This window comes from Agrobacterium sp. 22117, assembly GCF_052045735.1.
Lineage (GTDB): Bacteria > Pseudomonadota > Alphaproteobacteria > Rhizobiales > Rhizobiaceae > Agrobacterium > Agrobacterium cavarae.
Map to the genome: position 1 here is coordinate 26,541 of NZ_JBQEPP010000001.1, position 24,822 is coordinate 51,362.

The 24,822-nt window shown below is 59.3% G+C and carries 23 protein-coding genes; 14 read left to right on the forward strand and 9 right to left on the reverse strand.

Features of this window, described 5'->3' with window-relative positions; genetic code table 11:
• The first annotated feature begins 55 nt into the window (after positions 1-55).
• The 5 genes from phnE (ACTJKV_RS00145) to phnN all read left to right on the forward strand — a co-directional run bounded on the left by phnE (ACTJKV_RS00145) (position 56) and on the right by phnN (position 4,946).
• The gene (phnE, locus tag ACTJKV_RS00145; protein ID WP_062427267.1) at positions 56-1,030 is read left to right on the forward strand and encodes a phosphonate ABC transporter, permease protein PhnE; all 975 of its coding nucleotides are present in this window, start codon (positions 56-58) and stop codon (positions 1,028-1,030) included.
• Positions 1,030-2,379 (forward strand): phosphonate ABC transporter, permease protein PhnE, encoded by a 1,350-nt coding sequence (gene phnE / locus ACTJKV_RS00150; RefSeq protein ID WP_062427266.1) that lies wholly within the window; start codon positions 1,030-1,032, stop codon positions 2,377-2,379. Before phnE (ACTJKV_RS00145) ends, phnE (ACTJKV_RS00150) begins: the two co-directional genes overlap by 1 nt.
• 149 nt (positions 2,380-2,528) lie before the next feature.
• Positions 2,529-3,221 carry a DUF1045 domain-containing protein gene (locus tag ACTJKV_RS00155; RefSeq protein ID WP_062427265.1) on the forward strand — a complete coding sequence of 231 codons (693 nt, stop codon included), beginning with the start codon at positions 2,529-2,531 and terminating at the stop codon, positions 3,219-3,221.
• Positions 3,214-4,350: an alpha-D-ribose 1-methylphosphonate 5-triphosphate diphosphatase gene (locus ACTJKV_RS00160; protein WP_062427264.1), complete on the forward strand. Its 1,137-nt coding sequence runs from the start codon at positions 3,214-3,216 to the stop codon at positions 4,348-4,350. Before ACTJKV_RS00155 ends, ACTJKV_RS00160 begins: the two co-directional genes overlap by 8 nt.
• Positions 4,347-4,946: a phosphonate metabolism protein/1,5-bisphosphokinase (PRPP-forming) PhnN gene (gene phnN, locus ACTJKV_RS00165; protein WP_062427263.1), complete on the forward strand. Its 600-nt coding sequence runs from the start codon at positions 4,347-4,349 to the stop codon at positions 4,944-4,946. The genes ACTJKV_RS00160 and phnN overlap by 4 nt, the downstream gene beginning before the upstream one ends.
• A gap of 9 nt (positions 4,947-4,955) precedes the next feature.
• On the opposite strand, the gene ACTJKV_RS00170 is transcribed toward phnN, so the two are convergent.
• Entirely contained in the window at positions 4,956-5,837 is an 882-nt protein-coding gene (locus tag ACTJKV_RS00170) for a LysR family transcriptional regulator (protein ID WP_062427262.1), read from the reverse strand.
• Positions 5,834-6,145, reverse strand: a complete 312-nt coding sequence (locus ACTJKV_RS00175; protein ID WP_062427261.1) for a putative quinol monooxygenase — start codon at positions 6,143-6,145, stop codon at positions 5,834-5,836. The genes ACTJKV_RS00170 and ACTJKV_RS00175 overlap by 4 nt, the downstream gene beginning before the upstream one ends.
• Before the next feature lie 155 nt (positions 6,146-6,300).
• On the opposite strand from ACTJKV_RS00175, the gene ACTJKV_RS00180 reads away from it, so the two are divergent.
• Positions 6,301-7,797, forward strand: coding sequence for a CoA-acylating methylmalonate-semialdehyde dehydrogenase (locus ACTJKV_RS00180; protein ID WP_062427260.1), 1,497 nt, complete (start codon positions 6,301-6,303; stop codon positions 7,795-7,797).
• Positions 7,798-8,023: 226 nt separating this feature from the next.
• Here ACTJKV_RS00180 and ACTJKV_RS00185 read toward each other — a convergent pair whose 3' ends face one another.
• The 5 genes from ACTJKV_RS00185 to hutI are packed head-to-tail and all read right to left on the reverse strand — an operon-like array spanning position 8,024 to position 13,877.
• On the reverse strand, positions 8,024-8,590 hold the full coding sequence (locus tag ACTJKV_RS00185; RefSeq protein ID WP_062427259.1) for a HutD/Ves family protein: 567 nt from the start codon (positions 8,588-8,590) through the stop codon (positions 8,024-8,026).
• A 3-nt stretch (positions 8,591-8,593) separates the two neighbouring features.
• Positions 8,594-10,279 (reverse strand): urocanate hydratase, encoded by a 1,686-nt coding sequence (gene hutU / locus ACTJKV_RS00190; RefSeq protein ID WP_062427258.1) that lies wholly within the window; start codon positions 10,277-10,279, stop codon positions 8,594-8,596.
• 12 nt (positions 10,280-10,291) lie between these two features.
• Entirely contained in the window at positions 10,292-11,092 is an 801-nt protein-coding gene (hutG, locus tag ACTJKV_RS00195) for an N-formylglutamate deformylase (RefSeq protein ID WP_062427257.1), read from the reverse strand.
• Between the two features lies 1 nt (position 11,093).
• Positions 11,094-12,629 (reverse strand): histidine ammonia-lyase, encoded by a 1,536-nt coding sequence (gene hutH, locus ACTJKV_RS00200; protein WP_274101060.1) that lies wholly within the window; start codon positions 12,627-12,629, stop codon positions 11,094-11,096.
• Between the two features lie 3 nt (positions 12,630-12,632).
• Positions 12,633-13,877, reverse strand: coding sequence for an imidazolonepropionase (gene hutI / locus ACTJKV_RS00205; RefSeq protein ID WP_274101059.1), 1,245 nt, complete (start codon positions 13,875-13,877; stop codon positions 12,633-12,635).
• Between the two features lie 85 nt (positions 13,878-13,962).
• Between hutI and ACTJKV_RS00210 the strand changes: the two genes are divergently transcribed.
• The 7 genes from ACTJKV_RS00210 (at position 13,963) to pncB (ending at position 21,290) form a co-directional block, all read left to right on the forward strand.
• The gene (locus ACTJKV_RS00210; protein WP_062599099.1) at positions 13,963-15,306 is read left to right on the forward strand and encodes a formimidoylglutamate deiminase; all 1,344 of its coding nucleotides are present in this window, start codon (positions 13,963-13,965) and stop codon (positions 15,304-15,306) included.
• A gap of 89 nt (positions 15,307-15,395) precedes the next feature.
• Entirely contained in the window at positions 15,396-16,325 is a 930-nt protein-coding gene (locus ACTJKV_RS00215) for a DMT family transporter (RefSeq protein ID WP_440598376.1), read from the forward strand.
• Positions 16,326-16,674: 349 nt separating this feature from the next.
• Positions 16,675-17,781 (forward strand): DUF475 domain-containing protein, encoded by a 1,107-nt coding sequence (locus ACTJKV_RS00220; RefSeq protein WP_062599101.1) that lies wholly within the window; start codon positions 16,675-16,677, stop codon positions 17,779-17,781.
• Between the two features lie 314 nt (positions 17,782-18,095).
• Positions 18,096-18,440: a MarR family winged helix-turn-helix transcriptional regulator gene (locus ACTJKV_RS00225; RefSeq protein WP_062427251.1), complete on the forward strand. Its 345-nt coding sequence runs from the start codon at positions 18,096-18,098 to the stop codon at positions 18,438-18,440.
• A 71-nt stretch (positions 18,441-18,511) separates the two neighbouring features.
• The gene (locus ACTJKV_RS00230; protein WP_274101058.1) at positions 18,512-19,369 is read left to right on the forward strand and encodes a C40 family peptidase; all 858 of its coding nucleotides are present in this window, start codon (positions 18,512-18,514) and stop codon (positions 19,367-19,369) included.
• An 87-nt stretch (positions 19,370-19,456) separates the two neighbouring features.
• Positions 19,457-19,822: a hypothetical protein gene (locus ACTJKV_RS00235; protein ID WP_274101057.1), complete on the forward strand. Its 366-nt coding sequence runs from the start codon at positions 19,457-19,459 to the stop codon at positions 19,820-19,822.
• A 163-nt stretch (positions 19,823-19,985) separates the two neighbouring features.
• A complete protein-coding gene (gene pncB, locus ACTJKV_RS00240) occupies positions 19,986-21,290 on the forward strand; it encodes a nicotinate phosphoribosyltransferase (protein ID WP_062443305.1) in 1,305 nt (434 codons plus the stop codon).
• A gap of 74 nt (positions 21,291-21,364) precedes the next feature.
• Here the strand turns inward: pncB and ACTJKV_RS00245 are convergent, their stop codons facing one another.
• The gene (locus ACTJKV_RS00245; RefSeq protein ID WP_113175703.1) at positions 21,365-22,762 is read right to left on the reverse strand and encodes a leucyl aminopeptidase family protein; all 1,398 of its coding nucleotides are present in this window, start codon (positions 22,760-22,762) and stop codon (positions 21,365-21,367) included.
• Between the two features lie 243 nt (positions 22,763-23,005).
• Here ACTJKV_RS00245 and ACTJKV_RS00250 point away from each other — a divergent pair, with 243 nt between their 5' ends.
• Positions 23,006-23,722 (forward strand): tetratricopeptide repeat protein, encoded by a 717-nt coding sequence (locus tag ACTJKV_RS00250; RefSeq protein ID WP_162236319.1) that lies wholly within the window; start codon positions 23,006-23,008, stop codon positions 23,720-23,722.
• 108 nt (positions 23,723-23,830) lie between these two features.
• On the opposite strand, the gene ACTJKV_RS00255 is transcribed toward ACTJKV_RS00250, so the two are convergent.
• The gene (locus ACTJKV_RS00255) at positions 23,831-24,817 is read right to left on the reverse strand and encodes a type II secretion system F family protein (RefSeq protein ID WP_274101056.1); all 987 of its coding nucleotides are present in this window, start codon (positions 24,815-24,817) and stop codon (positions 23,831-23,833) included.
• Positions 24,818-24,822 lie beyond the last annotated feature (5 nt).

The window sequence follows — 24,822 nt, forward strand, 5'->3', positions numbered from 1 at the left end:
AGAGCATCGGTGAATCCATCGTCACCCGCATGGCTCCGGCAAGGACGCAAAAGACATGGCCAGCACGCCAATCACCCCAGATACGTTGGGCGAGGCCTCGAAGAAGGTCATGCAGCACTACCAGCAACAGCTGGTCACGCGACGCATCTACACCGGCATCGCCATCGTCGTCTTTCTTGCGTTGCTCTTTGCCTCGCTCGATTTTGCCAATAGCGCCAATTCCGGCAAGTTTTTCGAGCGGCTGCCCTATTTCTTCGATTTTATGAAGACCTTCCTGCCGAACAGCCCGATGGAAGTCGTTCGCGCCATGTTCGATCTGCCGTCACCCTATGCCGACGGCTCTCTGAAATACGACTATGTCTCGGAGCGGGTCTATATCGGCGACGGCTTTTATATTCCGCATTTCTTCTATCAGCTGATCATCACTCTGAACATTGCGCTGGTTTCGACACTGATCGGCACGGCCTTCGCTTTCGCACTGTGCTTCTTTGCTTCCACCAATCTCGTCGGCGCCGGTGCCGTGCGTTTTGCCGTCAGACGCATGCTGGAAGTGATGCGCGCCTTTCCGGAAATCGTCATCGCCGGATTGCTGACCGCCATCCTTTCGCTCGGGCCCATTGCCGCCATCGTCGCCATCACTATTCATACCGTCGGCGCGCTCGGAAAACTCTTCTTCGAAGTCGTCGAAAATGCCGACATGAAGCCGGATGAGGGCTTGCGGGCATCGGGTGCCAACTGGCTGGAGCGTGTGCGCTTTGCCATCGTGCCGCAGGTTCTGCCAAATTTCGTCTCCTATGCGCTGCTGCGCGCCGAAATCAATGTGCGCGCCTCCACCATCATCGGCGCTGTTGGCGGCGGCGGTATCGGCGAGGTCTTTCGCCTGGCGATCGGCAATGATCATGCCGCCAAGACCTATGCCATCATCATCATGCTGCTGGTCACCATCATCGCCGTCGACCAGTTTTCCGGCTGGCTGCGCCGCAGGCTGATCGGCCATCAATCCTTTGAATTCGGACGGGGAGCGGCCTGATGTCCACTAGCTTTGTCATAAATGGTGCGGATCGCGAACGCCTTCTTTCGCAATATCCGCAGGTCTTCCAGCAGAGCTTCCTGCGCCGGTACGGATTGTTCCTCGGCCTCGTCGCGGTTTTCGCCTATCTCGTCATCTGCTTCTTCGCCTTCAATGTCGGCCCCGCTCTGATGAATGGCCGCTGGGAGCGCGCGTCGAGCTATATTCAGGACTGGTATTCCTGGCGCGCTCAGCCGCGACTTCGCTTTGAAGATGGCAAGGTGGTTCCGCAGTGGACGAGCCGCGGTCAATATCCGGCCAATGCCCATATCAGCTGGCTTCAGCCTCTTCCGGATGGCGGCTATAGCGTGATCTATGGCGGTGGGCAGAACCGTATCGATGTCATGCCGACGCAGGCGAACGTCTATATTGACGGCACGCTCTATCCGGTGGCGATCGGCGCAGACCGCGTTACGGCGCCCGCCGGCGCGCCGTCTCAGATCCGCCAGGACGAGAACAAGGTCGTGGTCGACTACGGTTTTGCCGGACAGGCGGAAATCCGCACCTCGCAACTTTACGTCCAGCGCCGTTTCCTTGGTTGGGCCAATTTCTTCTTCGATACCCGTTCGCAGTTCTGGGGCAAAAGCTGGGGGGAGCTCGCGTCGCTCGCCCTTTGGCAGCCCCGCATCGATCCAGCGCAGTCCAACATTTCGAAAATGGTCGATGACTTCCTGGGGAACGACGTCTGGCAGCATGAGGATATCTTGTCCAAACTGCTGCAGACGCTCGTCATGGCGTTTCTCGGCACGCTGCTCGGCACGCTCGTTGCGTTCCCGCTCGCCTTCATCGCCGCGCGCAACATTACCGCCAACAGGGTGGCAAACTGGGGCATGAAGCGCGTGTTCGATTTCCTGCGCTCCATCGATATGCTGATCTGGGCGCTGTTCTTTACCCGCAGCTTTGGCCCCGGACCGATCCCCGGTATCGCTGCGATCTTCTTCACCGATACCGGCGCGCTTGGAAAGGTCTATGCCGAGGCGCTGGAAAATGTCGATGACAAGCAGCGCGAAGGCGTGAAGTCTGTCGGTGCGTCGCCAATGATCGTCAATCGCTATGGCGTCATTCCGCAGGTGCTTCCGGTTTTCATTTCGCAGTCGCTCTATTTCTGGGAAAGCAACACCCGCTCCGCCACCATTATCGGCGCGGTCGGTGCGGGCGGTATCGGCCTCAAGCTTCTGGAAGCCATGCGCACCAATCAGGATTGGGACAAGGTCGCCTATATGGTGCTGTTGATCCTCATCGTCGTCTTCCTTTTCGACAATATGTCGAATGCGATCCGCTCCCGTCTGATCGGCAAACCGCATCATTAAGACGATGTAGATATCCGGCAAATTTGTCGGGCGATATCATCATTCTGTCATGGAAAAGGTCTACCTCGCACTTCTGACCTTGCGGGGTAGAGACGAGTCGTCTCAAATGACGCTTCCGCTGTTTTCATGACGTTTGAAAGTGCGACATCGTGCGCTACGCTCTCTATTTTTCGCCCTCCGCCACCGATCCGCTGACTGAGACAGCGTCGCGGTGGCTGGGGCGCCACGCCTTTTCCGAAGAGGTGTTTGACGATTACGTGAGCTTCGCCGATGTGACGGAAGATCCGAGACGCTACGGCTTCCACGCCACGCTGAAAGCGCCCTTCGAGCTCGCGGCCGACAAAAGCGAAGAGCAACTGGTCGAGGCATTTTCGGCCTTTGCCTCCTCACGCACCGCCTTCGATATTCCGGAAGTCGTTGTTGGATCGCTCGGACCCTTCTTCGCTCTGGTGCCTGCGGCACGCCACCAGCCGCTTCAGGATTTTGCCGCCGATGTGGTCGAGCATTTCGAGCCCTTCCGTGCGCCCCTCTCCGAGCGCGACATTGCCCGTCGGAAACCCGAGACGCTGAGCGAAAGCCAGCGCGCCAACCTGCATCGCTTCGGCTATCCCTACGTCATGGACGATTTCCGCTTCCACATGACCCTGACCGGGCCGGTGAGTGACGGGCGCAGCGACGAGATGGCGGATATCCTTACCAAGACATTTGCCGGCTTCATCCATCGCCCGCTGACGATCTCCGGCCTTGGCCTTTTCGTCGAAAAGGAGCGGGGCGAAGCCTTTACCGTTCATAGCTGGCAGCCACTGGCTGCTCCCAATACGAAAGATGTCCGAAATGGCTGAACATGTCCTATCCAATGCGCGCATCGTGCTGTCCGACGATGTCGTCCAAGGCTCCGTCCTGATCCGCGATGGCGTGATTGCCGATATCAGCGAGGGTTCATCAAGAACCGGAGAAGATTTCGAGGGCGACTATCTGATCCCCGGCCTCGTCGAATTGCACACCGACCACCTGGAGCAGCATTATTCGCCGCGCCCCGGTGTAACCTGGGACAAGATCGCCGCCATTCAGGCGCATGATGCGCAGGTCGCATCTTCCGGCATCACCACCGTCTTCGATTGCCTGCGTCTAGGCTCGGATGAGGATGGCGGCTTTGCGCGAGGCGAAATGCGTGACATGGCCGATGCCATCGAAAAGGCGAAGGGTGAAGATCGCCTTCGCTCCGACCACCTGCTGCATCTACGCTGCGAAGTCGCCTCCGCCGACGTGCTGGAGCATTTCGAAGATTTCGAAAACGATCCGCATGTGCGGCTGATCTCGCTGATGGACCATTCCCCAGGCCAGCGTCAGTTCCAGACGATGGATCAGTACGTCATGTTCTACCAGAAGAAGCGCGGCTTGAGTGACGAAGCCTTCAAGGCTTTTGTTGATCGACGCGTCTCTGCGTCGGAAAAATTCTCCGGCAAGCACCGCGACTATCTGTCGGCCCGTTGCGCTGAACGCGGCATCACGGTGGCAAGCCATGACGACGCGACGGAAGCCCATGTCGAGGAAGCTATTGGCCATGGTGTGCGTCTTGCCGAATTTCCAACGAGTGTCGAGGCTGCCCAGGCCTCTCACACCGCTGGCATGAGCGTGCTGATGGGCGCGCCGAACATCGTTCGCGGCAAATCCCATTCCGGCAATATTGCTGCCCGCGATCTCGCCGAACTCGGCGTTCTCGATGTACTGTCGTCGGACTACGTGCCTTTCAGCCTGCTTTACGCACCCTTCCTGCTGGCCGATCAGGTGGAAGGCATGACCCTTCCCAAGGCGCTTGCGATGGTGACGGCAACGCCGGCGAAGACCGTTGGCCTGACGGATCGCGGTTCCATTGCCGAAGGCCTGCGTGCAGACCTCGTGCGGGTTCGTCGCGAAAGCGGCGTGCCTGTGGTGCGGAGCGTCTGGCGACAGGGAAAACGTGTCGCATGAGCCTCGCATCGTCTGACTCACCGTCACCAAGCCTCAACCTGCTCGGAACGATGATTGTCGTCGTCGGCCCGAGTGGCGCCGGCAAGGATACGCTCATCGATTATGCCGCAGACCACCTGCGGGATAATCCCGATGTGCATTTCGTTCGCCGTGTCATCACCCGAGACAGCGATGCTGGTGGTGAAAACCACCAGGGCTGCACCGAAGAAGCGTTTCAGCGCAAAAAGGTAGCCGGCGAATTTTGTGTGTCATGGAGTGCCCACGGCCTGCATTACGGCATTCCCGCATCGGTTAAAGAGCATCTGAAGACGGGTGGTGTGGCGGTGGCCAATGGCTCGCGCTCGGCGCTGCCGCATTTCAGAAGTGCTTTCCCGTCATTGAAGGTGGTCGTGGTTACGGCCCGGCCGGAAATCCTGTCGGAGAGGCTGGCAAATCGCGGACGCGAGAGCATGGCGGAAATCATGGGGCGGCTCGATCGTAGGGTCGATGCCATCTGCGATAGTTTCGATGTAACGACCATCGACAATAGTGGCGAGATTGAAGAGGCCGGATCGGCCTTGCTGGCTCTGCTCCAGGATTGTCTGTCGGCTCGCTAACCGGTTCGCTTACAAGAAGCTGCGACGTTCTTTCGCGACGATATCCTGCAAAAACTGCACGACTGTCCTCACGCGGGCAAGTTGGCGGGCATTCTCGTGATAGGCCGTCCAGTAGGATCGCCGGATAGAAATCTCGGGAAGCAGCCGCACAAGGCTTGGATCGTTGCGGGCAATGTAATCATGCAGGATGCAAATCCCCGCGCCGGAACGCACCGCCTCGGTCTGACCGATCGCGCTGGAAACCGCAAATGTCGCGTCCCAGTCGCGCATGATTTCAGCGGTAAAATTGAGCGATGGCGAAAAGATCAGATCTTCGACATATCCAATCCGCCGATGCTGCCTCAAATCCTCGACAGATTGAGGTGCCGGATTTTGTTCGAGATAGGTTTTCGACGCGTAGAGGCCGAGTGAGTAATCGGTCAGCTTTGAAAAGACCAGCCGCCCCTGCTCGGGCCGCTCGATTGTAATGGCAATGTCGGCCTCGCGGTGGGAAAGCGAAAAAGACCGCGGTACAGGCACCAACTCGATCCGTAATTCCGGATGCGCCGCCGTCAATGCACCAAGACGCGGCGCGAGAAACGAGACGCCAAAGCCATCCGGAGCTCCGATCCTGACCGTACCGCTGATCGCTGAGAGGCCTTGGCCCAGAACAGCCTGAGCGGAAAGCATTTCAGCTTCCATGCGCTCTGCGGAGATGAGAAACCGTGCCCCTTCTTCCGTCAATTCGCAGCCATTGGTGCGGCGGACGAAGAGCCTTGTCTCCAGGGCGGTTTCCAGCAAGGTCAGGCGCCTCGACAAGGTTGCGTGATTGAGACCAAGCCGTCGTGAGGCGGCAAGGATCTGGCCTGTCCGGGCGACCGCCAGAAACAGGCGCACATCGTCCCAGTTCATTTGCTCACCATTGCTACAGGCTCGACATCGATCAGGCTCAGCGACCGGATCATCATCTGGGTTTCGCGCTTGTATTTGAGAAAATGCGGCGTCTGTAAGTGCGCCTCATAGGCCTGGACGTCGCGGTAGACTTCTAGAATGCGGATTGTCTCCGGGGCATCCTTCAAGGCGACGGCGTTGAGAGCGAGGACGCCCTCTTCAAGTCGCACCGAAGCCTCGATCTCCTCAATCAAGAGATGGCGGTAATCTTCAAGATGGACAGGATCGATTTCGAGCTCCGCCATCCTCACAATGCGCTTGTTATCCATCGCACTTCGCCTCCGCTTTGCAAAAAACCCCAAACATCGATCGCCTATCATGGGGTAGGACTTTAATTTACGCACAACGGATGATTACTCCCGGTCATTGATTTGTGCAAATTAAAGCGCGAAGGTGCCGCAACGAAAAATCCAAGGAGGACACCATGAACGAGATCGGCCATTTCATTGACGGCAAGCGCGTGGCAGGCACGAGCGGCCGCACGTCGAATGTCTTCAACCCGGCAACCGGCGAAGTGCAGGCAACGGTGGCGCTGGCAAGCGATGCCGAAATCCTCGCCGCGGTGCAGAGCGCCAAGGCCGCGCAGCCGAAATGGGCCGCGACCAACCCGCAGCGTCGCGCCCGCGTCTTCTTCAAGTTCGTCGAACTCCTCAACAAGAACATGGATGAGCTGGCGGTGCTTCTCTCCAGCGAGCACGGCAAGACGGTCGAAGATTCCAAGGGCGATATCATTCGCGGCCTGGAAGTCTGCGAGTTCGTCTGTGGCATTCCGCATCTCGCCAAGGGCGAGTTCACCGAAGGCGCTGGCCCGGCGATCGACATGTATTCCATCCGCCAGCCGGTCGGCATTGGTGCAGGTATCACGCCGTTCAACTTCCCTGCCATGATCCCCATGTGGATGTTCGCCCCGGCAATCGCCTGCGGCAACGCCTTCATCCTCAAGCCATCCGAGCGTGATCCTTCCTTGCCGATCCGTCTCGCAGAATTGATGATCGAAGCAGGTCTGCCCGCCGGCATTCTCAACGTCATCAATGGCGACAAGAGCGCGGTTGATGGTCTTTTGACCAACCCGGACGTCGGCGCTGTCTCCTTCGTCGGCTCCACGCCGATTGCCCGTTACGTCTATGGAACCGCTGCCATGAACGGCAAGCGCGCCCAGTGCTTCGGCGGCGCGAAGAACCACATGATCATCATGCCGGATGCCGATCTCGATCAGGCCGTCAACGCGCTGATGGGTGCCGGTTACGGTTCGGCTGGCGAACGCTGCATGGCCGTCTCAGTCGCCGTACCTGTGGGCGAAGACACCGCCAATCGTCTCGTCGAAAAGCTTATCCCGCAAATTGAAGCTCTGAAGATCGGTCCTTACACTGACGACAAGGCCGATATGGGTCCGCTCATCACCAAGGAAGCCCAGGCGCGCGTCAAGGGTCTGATCGACAGCGGTGTCGAGCAGGGCGCCAAGCTTCTCGTCGATGGTCGCGATTTCAAGCTGCAGGGCTATGAGGACGGTTACTTCGTCGGCGGCTGCCTGTTCGACCACGTCACGCCTGACATGGATATCTACAAGCAGGAAATCTTCGGACCGGTTCTCTCCGTCGTCCGCGCCCAGAACTACGAAGAAGCGCTCGACCTGCCGATGAAGCATGAATATGGCAATGGCGTCGCCATCTTCACCCGCGACGGCGATGCCGCCCGCGACTTTGCTTCCCGCATCAATATCGGCATGATCGGCGTCAACGTTCCGATCCCGGTTCCGCTCGCCTATCACTCCTTCGGCGGCTGGAAGGCCTCGAGCTTCGGCGACCTCAACCAGCATGGCACGGATTCAATCAAGTTCTGGACCAAGACCAAGACGATCACCGCCCGCTGGCCATCCGGCATCAAGTCGGGTGCTGAATTCGTCATGCCGACGATGAAGTGATGCGGATTGAAGTTTGAAGGATGGAGGCCCCGTTTGCGCGGGGCCTTTCTTTTGGTAGCCCAAACTCTTCCTCGGGTCATCCTAGGGCTTGACCCGAGGATCCATTTTTCCCAACGGCGTTAATGGCTTATAGATCCTAGGCTCAAGGCGGAGGATGACGGCTAAGAGGGAAGTTGGCCGTCGTCTTCAAGCAGAGCATCGCTTGAGCTCGTCTCTTAGTCCAGCGCTAAGCAGCCCCTTGAAGTCGTATTTCATAGCAGACGATATTCTCAGCCGTCACGCTGGCATCCTCTCCAACGAGCACGCAATCCATCGCCTCCAGCTTCACCGTCTCGCCCGCAGTGGTGAACGTAACGGGCCCCGTCGCCAGAAGATACACCGTCTCCCCACGTTCACAGCCATGCACCGAGAACGAACTAGCGCGTCGCTCAACGCAATGCGCAAACCGCCCTCGACGCGTCATGACGTTGAGATCGGTGATCGCGCCATCCACAAGCGTTGCGTCGACAGGAACATCGGCGGCAAAACGAAGCGGATCGCTTTCCATCGTCAAAAGAACCTGTGCCGCAGCATCGATGGTGAGCGACATGCCGTGCCCGGACAGAATGGATAGCGTTCGATCAATCTCCGGAAACAGAGAAAAAGCGCCGTCATTGGCTACGCTTGCCATGCTGATCCGCCACTCGAACGCGTCCATGGACGCGCCCGGCGGAAAGACGGCGATTTCCACCGTCTCTCCCTTGCCGTTCTTCCACGGCATGCGCTTGTACTCTGACGCGCGAAGCCGCCTCATCGCTCAGTTACCCAGAATGCCGGGCAGGCGAAGGCCCTTCTCCTTGGCGCAATCGAGCGCGATGTCGTAACCGGCATCCGCGTGGCGCATCACGCCCGTCGCCGGGTCGTTCCACAGCACGCGCTCCAGACGGCGTGCGGCATCATCCGTGCCGTCGGCGCAGATGACGACACCCGAGTGCTGCGAGAAGCCCATGCCGACGCCGCCGCCATGGTGCAGCGACACCCAGGTGGCGCCCGATGCGGTGTTGAGCAGCGCGTTCAACAGCGGCCAGTCGGAAACGGCATCCGAGCCGTCCTTCATCGCTTCGGTCTCGCGATTGGGTGAGGCGACCGAGCCGGAATCGAGGTGATCGCGACCGATCACGACCGGGGCCTTCAACTCGCCGCTCTTGACCATGTCGTTGAAGGCAAGCGCCAGGCGATGCCGATCGCCAAGACCAACCCAGCAAATACGCGCTGGCAGACCCTGGAAGGCGATGCGCTCACGCGCCATGTCCAGCCAGTTGTGCAGGTGTTTGTTGTCCGGCAGCAGTTCCTTCACCTTGGCGTCGGTCTTGTAGATGTCTTCCGGATCACCCGAAAGGGCAGCCCAACGGAACGGCCCGATGCCGCGGCAAAAGAGCGGACGGATATAGGCAGGCACGAAACCGGGGAAGGCGAAGGCGTTTTCGAAGCCCTCTTCCTTGGCGACCTGGCGGATATTGTTGCCGTAATCGAGCGTTGGAACACCGGCGTTCCAGAAATCCACCATGGCCTGAACCTGCGTCTTCATCGAAGCGCGGGCAGCAGCCTCCACCGCCTTCGGATCGCTTTCCTGCTTGGCGCGCCATTCGGCGACGCTCCAGCCGGAAGGCAGATAGCCATGGATTGGGTCATGCGCGGACGTCTGGTCGGTGACGATATCAGGGCGTGCACCGCCAGCCTTCATCCGCTTGACGAGTTCCGGGAAGATATCGGCGGCATTGCCGATCAGGCCAACGGACTTCGCTTCGCCCGCCTTGGTCCACTGGTCGATCAGCGCAAGCGCCTCATCCAGCGTATGCGCCTTGGCATCGAGGTAGCGGGTGCGCAGGCGGAAATCGACGCGGGTCTCGTCACATTCGACAGCCAGGCAGCAGGCGCCTGCCATCACGGCTGCGAGCGGCTGTGCGCCACCCATGCCACCAAGGCCACCGGTCAGGATCCACTTGCCTGTGAGGTTGCCGCCGAAATGCTGGCGCCCGGCTTCCACGAAGGTTTCGTAGGTGCCCTGAACGATGCCCTGCGTGCCGATATAGATCCACGACCCGGCCGTCATCTGGCCGTACATGGCAAGGCCCTTGCGGTCCAGTTCATTGAAATGCTCCCACGTCGCCCAATGCGGAACGAGGTTGGAGTTGGCGATCAGCACGCGCGGCGCGTCCTTGTGGGTGCGAAACACGCCGACAGGCTTGCCGGATTGCACCAGCAGCGTCTCGTCTTCGTTGAGGTCCTTCAGCGTGGCGACGATCCGGTCGAAATCCTCCCAGGTGCGCGCTGCACGACCAATGCCGCCATAGACCACCAGTTCATGCGGGCGCTCCGCGACATCCGGGTCCAGGTTGTTCATCAACATGCGCAACGGCGCCTCGGTCATCCAACTCTTGGCATTTAGTTCCGGACCCTGCGGTGCGCGGACTTCTCGTTCGTTATGACGCGGGTTTGTCATGATCTTTCCCCTTTATGGTCTGAGAGCGAGCGCAAAATCTTGCATGCGCGTCAGAATGGTTTTGAGATGGGTGCGGAGTTTCGCGGCCTTGTCGTCATCATAGGCAAAGGGCGGCGTCTCAGTTTTGAGATGCGTGCATTGCGCAAGCTCCATCTGGATCGCATGCACGCCCTTATCCGGCTGGCCGTAGTGACGCGTCGTCCAGCCGCCCTTGAAGCGGCCATTGAGAATGGACGTATAGCCTTCAGCCGCCGAGGTCACATCGACGGCAATGGCCTCCACCGCCGGATCGCAGGTCTTGCCCATATCCGTGCCGATGTTGAAATCCGGCAGCTTTCCTTCGAAGAGGAAGGGAATATTCGAGCGGATGGAATGGCAATCATAGAGGATCGCCACGCCATGGATCGCCTTCACACGGTCGATCTCGGCTGCAAGCGCTGCATGATAAGGCGCATGGAAATGCTGCAGCCGGTAGGCGATATCCTCTTCCGTCGGCGCCTCACCCTCTTTCCAGATCGCCTCGCCATCGAAATCCGTTTCCGGCACGAGGCCGGTCGTGTTCTGGCCTGGATAAAGGCTGGTGCCGGAAGGATCGCGATTGGCATCGATCACATAGCGATGGAAGGTGGCGCGCACCGTCGTCGCGTCGGAGAGCAGACCGGCATAAAGCTCGTGAATGTGCCAGTCCGTGTCTGCCAGCAGCTGGCCATTGTCGTTCAGCCGCTCCCAGATCTCTGGTGGAACGTCCGTGCCAGTGTGCGGCAGACCGAGAATGACGGGCGATCGACCCTGGTGGATATCGACGACTGACATCTCAAGCCTCCAGCTTCGGCAGAATGCCATCTGAAATCGCACCCACCAGCGCACCGGTAGCGATCAGGTCGGATGCGGCCTTGAGATCGGGCGCCATGTAGCGATCCTCTTCAAGCGAGGGAATTTCTGCGCGCAGAACAGACATGGCCTTCTGCAGCTCAGGACTCGTCTTCAATGGACCGCGAAGCTCGACGCCCTGCACGGCAGACAGCGCCTCGATGCCAAGGATGGCGAAGAGATTGTCCGTCATGGGCAGCAGGCGGCGCGCGCCGTGGCAGGCCATGGACACATGGTCTTCCTGGTTGGCGGAAGTCGGCGTGGAATCGACGGATGCCGGATGCGACATCTGCTTGTTTTCGCTCATCAGCGCAGCCGACGTTACTTCGGCGATCATCAGCCCGGAGTTCAGGCCGGGCTTCTTCGAAAGAAAGGCCGGCAGGCCATAGGAGAGGGCCGGATCGACCAGAAGCGCGATACGACGCTGGGCAATCGCACCGATTTCGCAGATCGCAAGGGCGGTCTGGTCCGCGGCAAAGGCCACGGGCTCTGCATGGAAATTGCCGCCGGAGACGACCGAGTTATCGGACAGAACCAGCGGGTTATCGGTCACCGCATTGGCTTCGATTTCGAGCGTCTTCGCCACCTGTCGCAGAAGATCGAGGCATGCGCCATCCACCTGCGGCTGGCAGCGGATGCAATAGGGGTCCTGAACCCGCTCGTCGCCTTCAATATGGCTGACGCGGATTTCCGATCCTTCCAGCAACTGCCGAAGGGCCGCACCGGCGTCGATCTGGCCCTTGTGGCCGCGAAGCGTCTGAATATCAGGGTGGAAGGGTGCCGAAGACCCCATCGCCGCATCGGTGGAAAGCGCGCCGGTGATGAGGGCTGCCTGTGCCGCGCGATGGGCGCGGAAGAGACCGGCGAGCGCCAGCGCGGTCGATGTCTGCGTGCCGTTGATCAGCGCCAGACCTTCCTTGGCCGCTAGAACCACAGGTGTCAGCCCGGCCTTTGCCAGCGCGTCGCGGGCGGCCATCTGCTCGCCGCCAAAGAAGGCTTCGCCTTCGCCCATCATTACTGCGGCCATATGCGCGAGCGGCGCAAGATCGCCCGAAGCACCGACCGAGCCCTTCTCCGGGATTAGCGGAATGACGCCCTTTTCCAGCATCGCCTCGATCAGCCGCACCAGCTCCAGCCGCACACCGGACGCGCCGCGCCCAAGGGAGATGAGCTTGAGCGCCATGATCAGCCGCACGACATTTTCCGGCAGGGGCGCGCCAACGCCGCAGCAATGGGAAAGGATCAGATTGCGCTGAAGGGTCGCGACATCGGCGGCATCGATCTTGATCGAGGCCAGTTTGCCGAAGCCGGTATTGATGCCATAGACCGGCGCGTTGCCGGCGGCGATATCAGCGATGCGCTTCGCCGCCTTCTCGATACCGGTATCGAAGGAGGGATGGAGCTTGGCGGCACCATTCTCCCAGTAGATTGTCGCGAGATCGGCAAGTGGCACTGCGCCCGGATGAAGAATGATGGTCATGGTTCAGATCGTCCGTCCCTTGAAGATGCGTGCATGAAGCGGATTGAAGCCGATGCGATAGACGAGTTCCGCCGGACGCTCGATGTTCCAGATGGCGAGATCGGCAGATTTTCCAACTTCCAGCGTGCCGGCCTCGGCGAGAATACCGAGAGCCTTGGCGGCGTTGCGGGTCGTGGCGGTGAGGCACTCATCCACCGTCATGCGAAAGAGTGTCGCTCCCATATTCATGGTGAGCAACAGCGATGTCAGCGGCGAGGTGCCGGGATTGCAATCTGTCGCAAGCGCGATCTCTGCGCCCGCATCGCGCAGAGCCTGCATCGGCGGAAGCTTTGTTTCGCGCAGCGCATAGAAAGCGCCCGGCAGAAGAACGGCCACAGTGCCGGATGTGGCGAGCGCCTTCGCACCAGCCTCGTCCAGATGTTCCAGATGGTCGGCTGAAAGTGCGCCATAGGAGGCGGCCAGTTCTGCGCCGTGAAGATTGGATAGCTGTTCTGCGTGAAGCTTGATCGGCAGGCCGAGTGCTTTGGCCTTGTCAAAGACGACGCGCATTTCCTCGACGGAAAAAGCGATGCCTTCGCAAAACCCATCGACCGCATCAACCAGCTTTTCGTGATGCGCACGTTCCATACCGGGCAATACAACGTCGGCTATGTAATCCGCATTCCGCCCTTTGTATTCGGCGGGCGTCGCATGGGCGGCGAGATAGCTAGTCAGAACACGAACCGGACGCAAAGTTTCGAGCCTCCGCGCGACGCGCAGCATCTTCAGTTCGGTGTCGATATTGAGCCCATAGCCGGATTTGATCTCAATGGTGGAAACACCTTCGGCAAGCAGCGTGTCGAGGCGGGGAAGGGCTTCCGCGACCAGTTCGTCTTCGCTCCTCGTGCGGGTATCACGCACGGAAGAGACGATACCGCCGCCAGCCTTGGCGATCTCTTCATAGCTTGCGCCATTCAGACGCATCTCGAATTCCATGGCGCGGTTGCCGCCAAAGACCAGATGCGTGTGGCAATCGATCAATCCGGGCGTGATCCAGCGGCCATCACAATCGATGGTCTCTGCCTCGGCGATCAGGTTTGAAGGGAGCTCGGATTCGGGACCGACAAACACGATCCGTCCATCTTTGGCGGCAATTGCGCCGCCCTCGATAATGCCAAGGCCGTCACGGGAAGGATCAAGCGTCGCAAGGCGGGCGTTTCGCCAGAGCGAAATGCCGTTGTCGGCCGAGGTGGAATTCCGGTTTGTCATCAGTTTTTCCTTCCCTTCTGATCAATATGTATATACATAATAGAGGTTGAGGCAAGAGCCTGTTCGAGGAAATTGAGGAGCCGACATGTTCATCCATGCTGAAACCGCTTTGTTGCCGACAGGTTGGGCGACCAATGTTCGCCTCGAGATCGCAGATGGTAAGATCTTGTCGGTCACGCAGGGCGTGGAAGCCGTCGCCGGTGACGAGCGTCACGCGGTGCTCGTGCCTGCCATGCCGAACCTTCACAGCCACGCCTTTCAACGCGCCATGGCCGGCATGGTGGAACGGCGCGGTGCCACCGAGGACAGTTTCTGGAGCTGGCGCACGCTGATGTACCGCTTCGCCCTGTCGATGACGCCGGAGCAGGTGGAGGCGGTGGCAGCTCAGCTTTACATGGAAATGCTGGAGGCCGGTTTTGGTCGCGTGGGTGAGTTTCATTATCTCCATCACGACAAGGATGGCGCTCATTATGCCAACATTGCGGAGCTGGCCGAACGCATCGCTGCCGCAGCATCGCAAACCGGTATTTCTCTGACATTGCTGCCAGTCCTCTACGCCCATTCCGGTTTCGGCGGCGAGCCTCCTGTGGAAGGCCAGCGCCGCTTTATCAACTCGACTGACAGTTTCGCCCGTCTGCTGGAGGGTTGCCGCAGAGCTGTCTCAGCTTTGCCCGCAAGCGTCGTCGGCGTTGCTCCCCATAGCCTGCGCGCTGTAACGCCGGAAGAGCTGAGCTTTGCCGCGCAATTGGCGCCCGATGCGCCGCTTCACATTCACATTGCCGAGCAGGTGAAAGAGGTTGAAGACTGCATCGCCTGGTCCGGCAGGCGTCCGGTGGAATGGCTGCTGGAGAATGCGGAGGTCACGGATCGCTGGTGCCTCATCCACGCAACGCATATGACGGAAGCCGAAACGCAAGGCGTGGCCAGAAAGGGTGCGATTGCTGGTCTCTGCCCGATCACGGAAGCCAATCTCGGGGATGGCACCTTTTCTGCCGTTGAATTCCTCAAACATGGCGGCACCTTCGGCATCGGCTCGGACAGCAATGTGCTGATCGGTGTCGGTGAAGAGCTGCGTCAGCTCGAATATTCTCAACGCCTTTCGCACCGCGCGCGCAACGTTATTGCCCCGGCCAATGGCTCGACGGGCCGCACCCTATTCGACGGCGCTTTGACGGGCGGCGCGAAGGCTTTGGGTGTCAAGGCCGGGATCGCCGCAGGCAATGCCGCGGATTTCTCATCCTTGAATGTGGAGGCCGCTCCCTATCTGCAAGGCGACGATATTCTCGACGGCTGGATTTTCGGCAATCTCGTCAAGCCGCATGACGTGTGGATCGGCGGCAAGCCAGTGGTGCGCGACGGCGCACACATCCGACGCGATGAAATTGCAGGTCGCTTCCAGCACACGATGCGGCAGCTTTTGTCCGTCTGACGCGAATAGATGAAGCTAATATAGGCGCCGGACGACCTTGACTCGGAGAACAAGCTCGCCGAGTCATTGCGGTCAGGGAGTTCAGACACATGCCACATTTTCTTCGCCAGCTTTCGCCGACGGGCCTCGGCGTCGCGGTCATGCTTTTCGGCATGCTGCTCTTCGCGCTCAACGATGCGATGGGCAAGTTCCTCGTCTCCACCTACAGCCTCGGTCAGGTGATCGCCGTGCGTAGCATCGCGGCCGTCATTATCCTGCTGCCGATCGTTTGGAGGGCAGGGTTGCAGAAACTGGTGAATGTCGAGCGCCCCGGCCTTCAGGTCGCACGTGTCGTTTTCTCCACCGCAGAACTCTTCTGCTTCTATTTCGCCGTAGCGGCGCTTCCGCTTGCCGACGTCATGACATACTGGCTGGCGGCACCCATCTATGTAGCTGCGCTCTCGCCCTTCCTTCTTGGCGAGAAAGTCGGCTGGCGGCGATGGACGGCCATCGGTATCGGCTTTGTAGGCGTGCTGATAGCGCTGAAACCAAGCTCGGCCTCGTTGACCAGCGCGGCCTTCTTTTCCATCCTTGGCAGTGCGGCCTTTGCCTTCATGATGCTGTCCGGCCGGCAGCTTCGCAACACGCCGGACACGGTTCTGGCTTTCTGGCAGATTATCGGGGCAGGGCTTGCCGGCATTGTCGCCATTCTCATCACGCCGTCCGGCTGGATTCCGATACAATCCGGTTTCGACCTGTCGCTGCTCGCACTTCTCGGTATCGTGGCGATGACCGCGCATGTGCTGGTCAATCGCGCGCTCAAACTCGCCGATGCGGCGACGGTTGCGCCCTTGCAATACACATTGCTGCTGTGGGCCGTCATCTTCGGCTGGCTGATCTTCGGCGATGTGCCGCAGCTCAGCATTGTCATTGGCGCCGGGTTGATCGTTCTCTCGGGGCTCTACATCTTCTTCCGCGAGAATGCCGTGAAGCGCAAACAGGCAAAGACGGCAGTTCAGCCCATCGAAGATCTGGTCTGATCCTTAAGCGCACCGCAACGATGGCTTGGTGCCCGGATACAACCTGAGAGACGTAAAGCAGGGGTCATCGAGCCGCGGAGAGTCTGACGACCAGCCAAAAAACAACTTTGACCTTGACGAAATCACGAAGTTGAGAGACTAGAGTGACATGCTGCCCCTGACATCGGGCAGGATGAAACCTTGGTGCCGGGCCCCTCTGGCGAGAGTTTTACGGCGCTCTCGCGATGTCGGTACCGCCTGCTTATGACGCCGGCGGATGAACACCCATGAACAACTCAACCATGCATTCTGTGCTGGCGCGCGACGCCATGCACATCTCCCGCTCTCCAAATGTCGCGGGAGCTTTGTGATGACCCCCACCACGCAATCCACGCTCTCCTATTTCAAATGGGCCTTTATCGTCACGGTCGTCGGCCTCCTTCTTGGCGGCTATCTCGGCTGGGAAATGACCGGCACTGTGAGTGGCACCGCCACGATCTTCTTCATCTGCGCGGTGCTGGCCGTGCTGGAAATCTCGCTCTCCTTCGACAACGCCATCGTCAATGCCAACAAGCTGAAGGACATGACGCCGGAGTGGCAGCATCGCTTCCTCACCTGGGGCATTCTGATCGCCGTCTTCGGCATGCGTATCGTCTTCCCGCTTCTGATCGTCGTCATCGCCGCTAATGTCGGCCCTTGGACGGCTATGGTGATGGCCGCGACCGAGCCGGATCGCTACGCCCAGATCATGCATGACGCCCATCTGCCGATTGCGGCTTTTGGCGGCACCTTCCTGATGATGGTTGGCCTCAGCTTCTTCTTCGACCATGAGAAGGACGTTCACTGGGTCCGTTGGTTCGAGGAAAAGATTGCGACCTATTCCTCGATCAAGGGCATCGAGATCGCCTTCGTCCTGATCATCATGCTGATCTTCACGCGCATCATCAGCAACAGCACCAACCCTGATCTCGGCCCGGAAGCAGCCAATGTCTTCTTCACCTCCGCGATCTGGGGCCTCTTGACCTTCCTTCTGGTGGAAGTGCTTGGCGGCGTCCTCGATCGCAGCCAGCAGATGCTGGAAGGCGCGGCGAAGGGTGGCTTCGGCGCGTTCCTGTACCTCGAAGTTCTGGATGCCAGCTTCTCCTTCGATGGTGTCATCGGCGCCTTCGCTCTGACGTCGAACCTCTTCATCATCGCCATCGGCCTTGGTATCGGCGCCATGTATGTGCGCTCCATGACCATCATGCTGGTGGAGAAGGGGACGCTCGCGGAATATCGCTATCTGGAGCACGGCGCCTTCTACGCGATCCTGATCCTCGCGGTGATCATGTACACGCAAAGCCTCGTCCACATTCCGGAAGTCATCACCGGTCTTGGCGGCGCGACCCTCATCGGCATCGCGCTCTGGTCTTCGATCCGCTACAACAGGCAGGAAAAAGCCCGCGAAGCCGGTGCCGTGCATGGCGCCAAAGTCTGACGAAGCGCAAGACCCTCGCCTTGAATGGTAGAGGGTCGCTGCATCTTAATTTTGCGCGGCGCTTAAAAAATCGCCCGTGACCCCTCGCAATCGATGCGAATCGAGGGTGCGGAGACGCCAAATTGTCGAAATGGCAGGTTGGCACGCTTCCTGCATCTTGAGTTCCCAAGTCCAGAGGGGACGCGAAAGCTCAAAAGAGCAGAGACAGACCGCCGCCATTTCGAAGAGAAAACTTCGATGGCGGCGGTTTTGTTTTTATTCACCGCTTGGCGCGATGATGTGCGCGATTGTTACAAGAACAGAGAGGTCCCGACGTGCCAGTGGAATTGTCGCCAAGCCAGGCGCTTGGCTTGTGGCACCGCGTCGCGCTGGCGCAGGTGGAAGACAATGCGCCTGATCTGACACTGAGACAAACGGCGATCCTTCTCCAGATTTATCTGGTGCCACCGCCGCACACGGTTCGCGGCTTGGCGAGTGTACTTGGCGTCACCAAGCCTGTGATCACGCGAGCACTCGACAGCATGGGCGCGATGGGTCTTGTCGATCGTGAGCGCGATGCGAAGGACCGCCGCAATGTGGTGATCAAACGCACGGTCGCTGGCGCGCTTTATCTGGAAAAATTCGGCGATCTGATTATTGATGGAGCAAGAAAAGCTTAATGCTCGAAAGTTGCCGCATTGCCGTTCGATGAACGTCAGATAAACCTTTCGAAAACCAGGACCGAACGACCATGACATCCGCCGAAACGCTTGACCGCCGACTGAACGTCTTCCGCGCCGATATCGCAGATGCGAAACTTGAAGGCAGGGTCGAGGCACAGCGTTTCATTACTGGCGAATCCGCGCAAATCGCCCTTCCCGTCATCGGGCTTCGCCCGAAGCCCGATATGGCCTCTGGCATCGATACCGAACTGCTGCTTGGCGAGGCCATCCGTGTTTTCGATAGCGCCGATGGCTGGGCCTTTGTGCAGGCTGAGGTTGATGGTTATGTCGGTTACGTTCCAGATGCTGCGGTGGGCCCTGTGGAAGCGGCGACCCATATCGTCATCGCTCCCCGCACCTTTCTCTATCCCGCCGCTGAACTGAGAAAGCCGCCCGTTGCGGCCCTTTCCATGGGCAGCCGCCTGACATTCGTCGGCGAAGAGGAGACGCGCGGAACGCGCTACCTGATGACGGCAAAAGGCGAGGGCGTGATTGCCGCCCATTGTCTGCCCGTCGACCAGCAGATTTCGAGCGACTACGTCGCGGTCGCGCTGCGCTTTCTGGAAACACCCTATCTCTGGGGCGGCCGCTCCGGCTTCGGCATTGATTGCTCCGGCCTCGTACAGCTGTCGATGGCTATGACTGGCAAGTTTGCGCTGCGCGATACGGATATGCAGGTGAAGTCTCTCGGAACCGAAATCGAGCGCGATGCCTTGCGCCGCGGCGACCTCGTCTTCTGGAAAGGCCATGTGGGCATCATGGAGGACGAAAAGACGTTGCTGCACGCCAACGGCCATACGATGAATGTCGCACGCGAAAATCTGGACGAGGCCATTGAGCGGATTGGCTGGCTCTATGACAGACCGACAGCCTATCGCCGTCCGTGATTGCTCACGAAAACGTTTTGAAAGGCATCCTGCGGATCACGTTGGCTCTGCTTATATGAACGTCATCTTGCATTGGGATGCGATATGATGAGAAGCCTGAAACGTGCTCTTGCCGGTCTGACTGTGTGCCTTGTCGCCTGGGCCGTGCCCCAAGCTGGCACGGCCCAGATCGTCTATAAGGACGGTTATCTGCCCGCCCCCGACGCCTATGCCAATCTGCCTGGCGTGAAGGACCCGAAGACGCTGCAGCCGCAGGAGCGCTATCGCTGCCATTCGACTGTTGTTGAATCCAGCAACCCGAACGGCCCTTATCGCGATCTTTTCGGCAGCGATGGCCTGCCCGTTCAAGGCTATCGCTGCTCCGGCTCGTCAGGCACGTCCTTCTTCGGCACCAGAGTGCCGACATCGAAGGACTGGTATCCAGGCATCAACCCGCCCGCCACCGACTTCTAAATCGCTTTGGATTTCGCGAGTACCGTACCTGCATCAACCGGTCTGGACTTGCCATGCGCTTTTCAGATAAGTCTTTGACCCACAAGGTTCATGACCTTTAAAAATGCGCGGCGATGCCGGACCTGCCTCATGCAAGGGTCTGGCGCGGGGGATAGCAGCAGCAATGACGAAGACAGACATAGCGACCCGTGTTCACAACCACACCTGGAAGCTTGATCCCATCATCCGCAGCCTGATCGACACGGATTTCTACAAGCTGTTGATGTTGCAGATGATCTGGAAGCTCTATCCGGATGTCAATGCCACTTTCTCCCTAATCAACCGGACGAAGACGGTTCGGCTTGCAGAGGAAATCGACGAGGTCGAACTGCGCGAGCAGCTCGACCATGCGCGCAGCCTTCGACTGACGAAGAAGGAAAGCATCTGGCTTGCCGGTAACACCTTCTACGGACGCTCGCAGATTTTCGAGCCGGAGTTTCTTTCCTGGCTCTCCAGCTATCAATTGCCCGAATATGAGCTCTTCAAGCGCGACGGCCAGTACGAGCTGAATTTCCATGGCCGCTGGATGGATACCACGCTATGGGAAATCCCGGCGCTCGCCATCGTCAATGAGTTGCGTTCGAGAAGCGCGATGCGTTCGCTCGGCTATTTTACCCTCGACGTGCTCTATGCCCGTGCGAAGGCCAAGATGTGGGCAAAGGTGGAGCGGTTGCGCGAACTTCCTGGCCTGCGCATCTCCGATTTCGGCACGCGCCGCCGCCACAGCTTCCTGTGGCAGCGCTGGTGCGTCGAAGCGCTGAAGGAAGGCATCGGCCCGGCCTTTACCGGAACGAGCAATGTATTGCTGGCGATGGATTCCGATCTCGAAGCCGTCGGCACCAATGCGCATGAACTGCCGATGGTCGTGGCCGCTCTGGCACAGAACGACGAGGACCTGGCCGCAGCACCCTATCAGGTGATGAAGGACTGGAATCGGCTCTATGGCGGCAATCTTCTGATCGTCCTGCCGGACGCCTTCGGCACGGCGGCCTTCCTGCGCAATGCGCCGGAATGGGTGGCCGATTGGACAGGCTTCAGACCGGATAGCGCACCGCCGATCGAAGGCGGTGAAAAGATCATCGAGTGGTGGAAGAAGATGGGCCGCGACCCGAAGAAGAAGCTTCTCATCTTCTCCGACGGGCTGGATGTCGATGCCATTATCGACACCTATAAGCATTTCGAAGGCCGTGCGCGCATGAGCTTCGGCTGGGGCACCAACCTCACCAATGATTTTGCCGGCTGCGCGCCGAAAACCATCGAAGGCTTGAAGCCGATCTCGGTCGTCTGCAAGGTGAGCGATGCCAATGGCCGCCCCGCGGTCAAGCTTTCCGACAATCCGCAAAAGGCGACCGGCGAGGCAGACGAGGTGCAACGCTATCTGAAGTTCTTCGGCCAGGAAGACCGTAAGGACCAGAAGGTTCTGGTGTAAGCGCCTTCAAGAACTGCGATCTCACCCGGCCCGGTCATCCTCGCCTTGAGCGGCGAGGATGAAAATGCGTACGCTTATTTCTTCGCAAAGCTGCGGGAGATGTAGTGGAACAGAGCGCGGATCGCCTGTGCCTCGCCACCCACCGAAGTGTGCGGACGCTCGCTGAGCGACCATCCGTAGATATCGAAATGTACCCATTTCTTCGTGGCCGTGACGAAGCGCTTGAGGAAGAGCGCTGCGGTGATCGACCCGGCCATGCCGCCGGACGGCGCATTTGTAAGGTCGGCGGCGCGGGAGCGAATGTCCTTATCGTAACCCATATGAAGCGGTAGCCGCCACAGCGGATCGTCAGTATCGATGCTGGCCTCTGCGATGCTGTGCGCAAGGTCTTCATCATCCGTGTAGAAGGGCGGGACGTCAGGTCCGAGGGCGACGCGCGCAGCCCCCGTCAGTGTCGCCATGTCGATCATCAGGTCGGGCGCGTCCTCGTCGGCATAGGCCAGCGCATCGGCGAGAATCAGTCGACCCTCGGCATCGGTATTGTCGATCTGGACGGTTAGACCCTTGCGGCTCTTGTAGATGTCGCCAGGCCGGAAGGCATTGGCGGAGATGGAGTTTTCAACCGCCGGAACGAGGACGCGAAGATCGATGGGCAGGCGTGCGTCCATGATCATCAGCGCGAGACCAAGCACGTTAGCCGCACCGCCCATATCCTTCTTCATCAGGGCCATGGAGGAGGAGGGTTTGATATCGAGCCCGCCTGTGTCGAAGCAAACACCCTTGCCGACGAGCGTCAGGCGCGGATGACCTTTCTTGCCCCATGACATTTCCAGCAGGCGCGGCGCGCTGGCACTGGCGCGGCCAACCGCATGCACAAGCGGAAAGTTCTCCTTCAAGAGATCGTCGCCGGTGATGACGGAAACCTGCGCCTTGTAGTGGGCGGCCAGACTGCGAAAAGCGATCTCGAGTTCGTCCGGCCCCATGTCATTGGTAGGAACGTTGATCAGATCGCGCGCCAGGAAGACACCGGCCAGCACGCGCTTGATCTCCGCATCTTCGGCATCGCGGGGAATGAGAAGTTTCGGGCCTATGCTTTTGGCGGCACGATACTTGTCGAAGCGATAGGCGCCGAGACCGAAGCCGAGCGCCAGTCGATTGACGGTGAGCGGTGCCGTCTCGATATGCCAGTCGCCTTCGGGAAGCTCGCGCGCCAGTTTTCCGGCGATGAAAGGAAGCTCCGAAGGGTTGGTCCCGAGCCCAAGCAACGCGCCGCCCAGAGCGCCTTCCGCAGAAGGGATCAACAGGATGGCACCCGCTTCTGCTTTAAAGCCTGCCTTCTTCGCCCAGTCGAGGGCGATGGGATCGATGGCACCCTGATCGATGTGGGCGGGCGTAACCGCAAAAACGGGAAGTGTCTCCCCAGGTTTCGAACTGAAGGGAGTGGCGCGCTCGATGAATTGATAAGGGACCATTGTCTGCTTTCGTAAACGGCTGAGGCGGGCAAATTAACACTCTGTTAGGGTTAACAGATTATTGCTGGAGCGAAAGTTGCGTGGTGCACGCTGCTTCGATGAAATATCCGATCACAGGGCCGGGGCGATATCATGATTGCGATTTCCTCACATCATGCCAACAAGCGCATCCTCCTTCGGGGTGCCTGTGCCGCTGTTCTGGCGCTGAGCCTTTCGGCCTGCTCCACGAACCGTCCGGACCGCATGTCGACGGGATCGATTTCTCCTGCCGTCTCGCACTCCTATGATCAGATGAACATGGATCAATTGCGCCAGGCGGAAGCCTCGGTTGGCGCATCCTATGCCCGCAATCCCAAGGATCGCAACACCGGGCTCAACTACGCCAACATCTTGATGATGACGGGCAAGAACGCACAGGCGCTTGCCGTCATGCAGCAAGTGGCGATCGCCTATCCAGCAGACCGTGAGGTTCTGGCGGCCTATGGCAAGTCACAGGCTGCCGCCGGCCAGCTGGAACAGGCGCTCAACACCATCCAGCGCGCGCAAACCCCCGATAGACCGGATTGGCGCCTCTATTCCGCAGAAGGTGCGGTTCTGGATCAGTTGGGCCGTTCGAACGAAGCCCGGACGAAGTATCGTCAGGCTCTTGACTTGAAACCCAACGATCCGAGCATCCTCTCAAATCTTGGAATGTCCTACGTTCTGCAAAACGATCCGCGCACCGCAGAGACCTATCTGCGCAGTGCCGCCGGGCAGCCCGGTGCCGATAGCCGTATTCGCCAGAATCTGGCGCTGGTCGTAGGCCTTCAGGGACGTTTTGAGGAAGCGCAGAAGATCGCCACGCAGGAGCTCTCTCCTCAGCAGGCGCAGGCCAACCTCACCTATCTCCGCGGCATGCTGTCTCAGCAAAATGCCTGGTCGCAGCTTTCCGACAAGAACAAGAAGACGGAAGTCCGGTAAGCACTTCTTCTTGTAGATCCCCTCAGCGACGGCGGAGCCGTGTGCCGCAGCATTGCGACCCCTCATCATCGGTCTGGAACGGCACGGCTGGCGCTGTCGGCACCGTCATCAAAACGAGTCGGCAACGCGAATACCGGCGGGACCGAGAATCACTGCAACCAGCACCGGCAGGAAAAACAGGATCATCGGCACGGTGAGCTTGGGCGGCAAGGCGGCTGCCTTCTTCTCGGCCTCGTTCATGCGCTCGTCACGACCCTCCTGCGCCAGAACGCGCAAAGCCTGGGAGAGCGGCGTACCGTAGCGTTCCGCCTGGATGAGCGCCTGAACGACGTTCTTCACGCCGTCCAACTGTGTGCGCAATCCAAGATTTTCCAGCGCGACGCGGCGATCCTGTAAAAAGGACAGCTCTGCCACCGTCAGCACCATTTCTTCCGCAAGTTCCGGAGACTGCTCCGTCATTTCATCTGCCACGCGGCGCATGGCGATTTCCATGGTGGTTCCGGATTCGACGCAGATGAGCATCAGGTCCAGCGCATCCGGCCAGCTCCGCTTGATCGACTTTTGGCGCTTGGTGATGCGGTTCGAGATATAGATATTCGGCGCGTAAAATCCGAGATAGCCGAACAACAGGACAGCCATGAGACGGACAAAAAAGCTGTAATTGGCAAGGTTGTTCAGGCCGTAGACCCAGAACGCTGCGAGGATCAGAAAGATGAAGGGCAGAATGAAGCGTGCCGCCAGAAACGTATTCAGCGCGTTCTGAGAGCGAAAACCTGCCGCCTTCAGCTTGTTCATCGTATTGGCATCCACCAGCGCCTCACGCAGGTTGAAGCGCTCCACGATCTTCGTGGCGGATTTACTCTGCGTGGCTCGGAGGCTTGCTTTGCCGGCCTTGTTCGCGCCATCCGTCCGCTCACGTTCGCGCACGCGAATGCGCTCGCGTTCCGTCGATACCGCTTTCGTCCGCCGGTTGAGGTCCGCGCGGTTCAGATAGGGCATAGCCAATGTATAGACGGTGGAGAAAGCTGCAAAGGCAACAAGAGCACCGATGATCAAGTGCAGGTTGAGAAGGCTGGACATGATATGATCAAACATGGAAC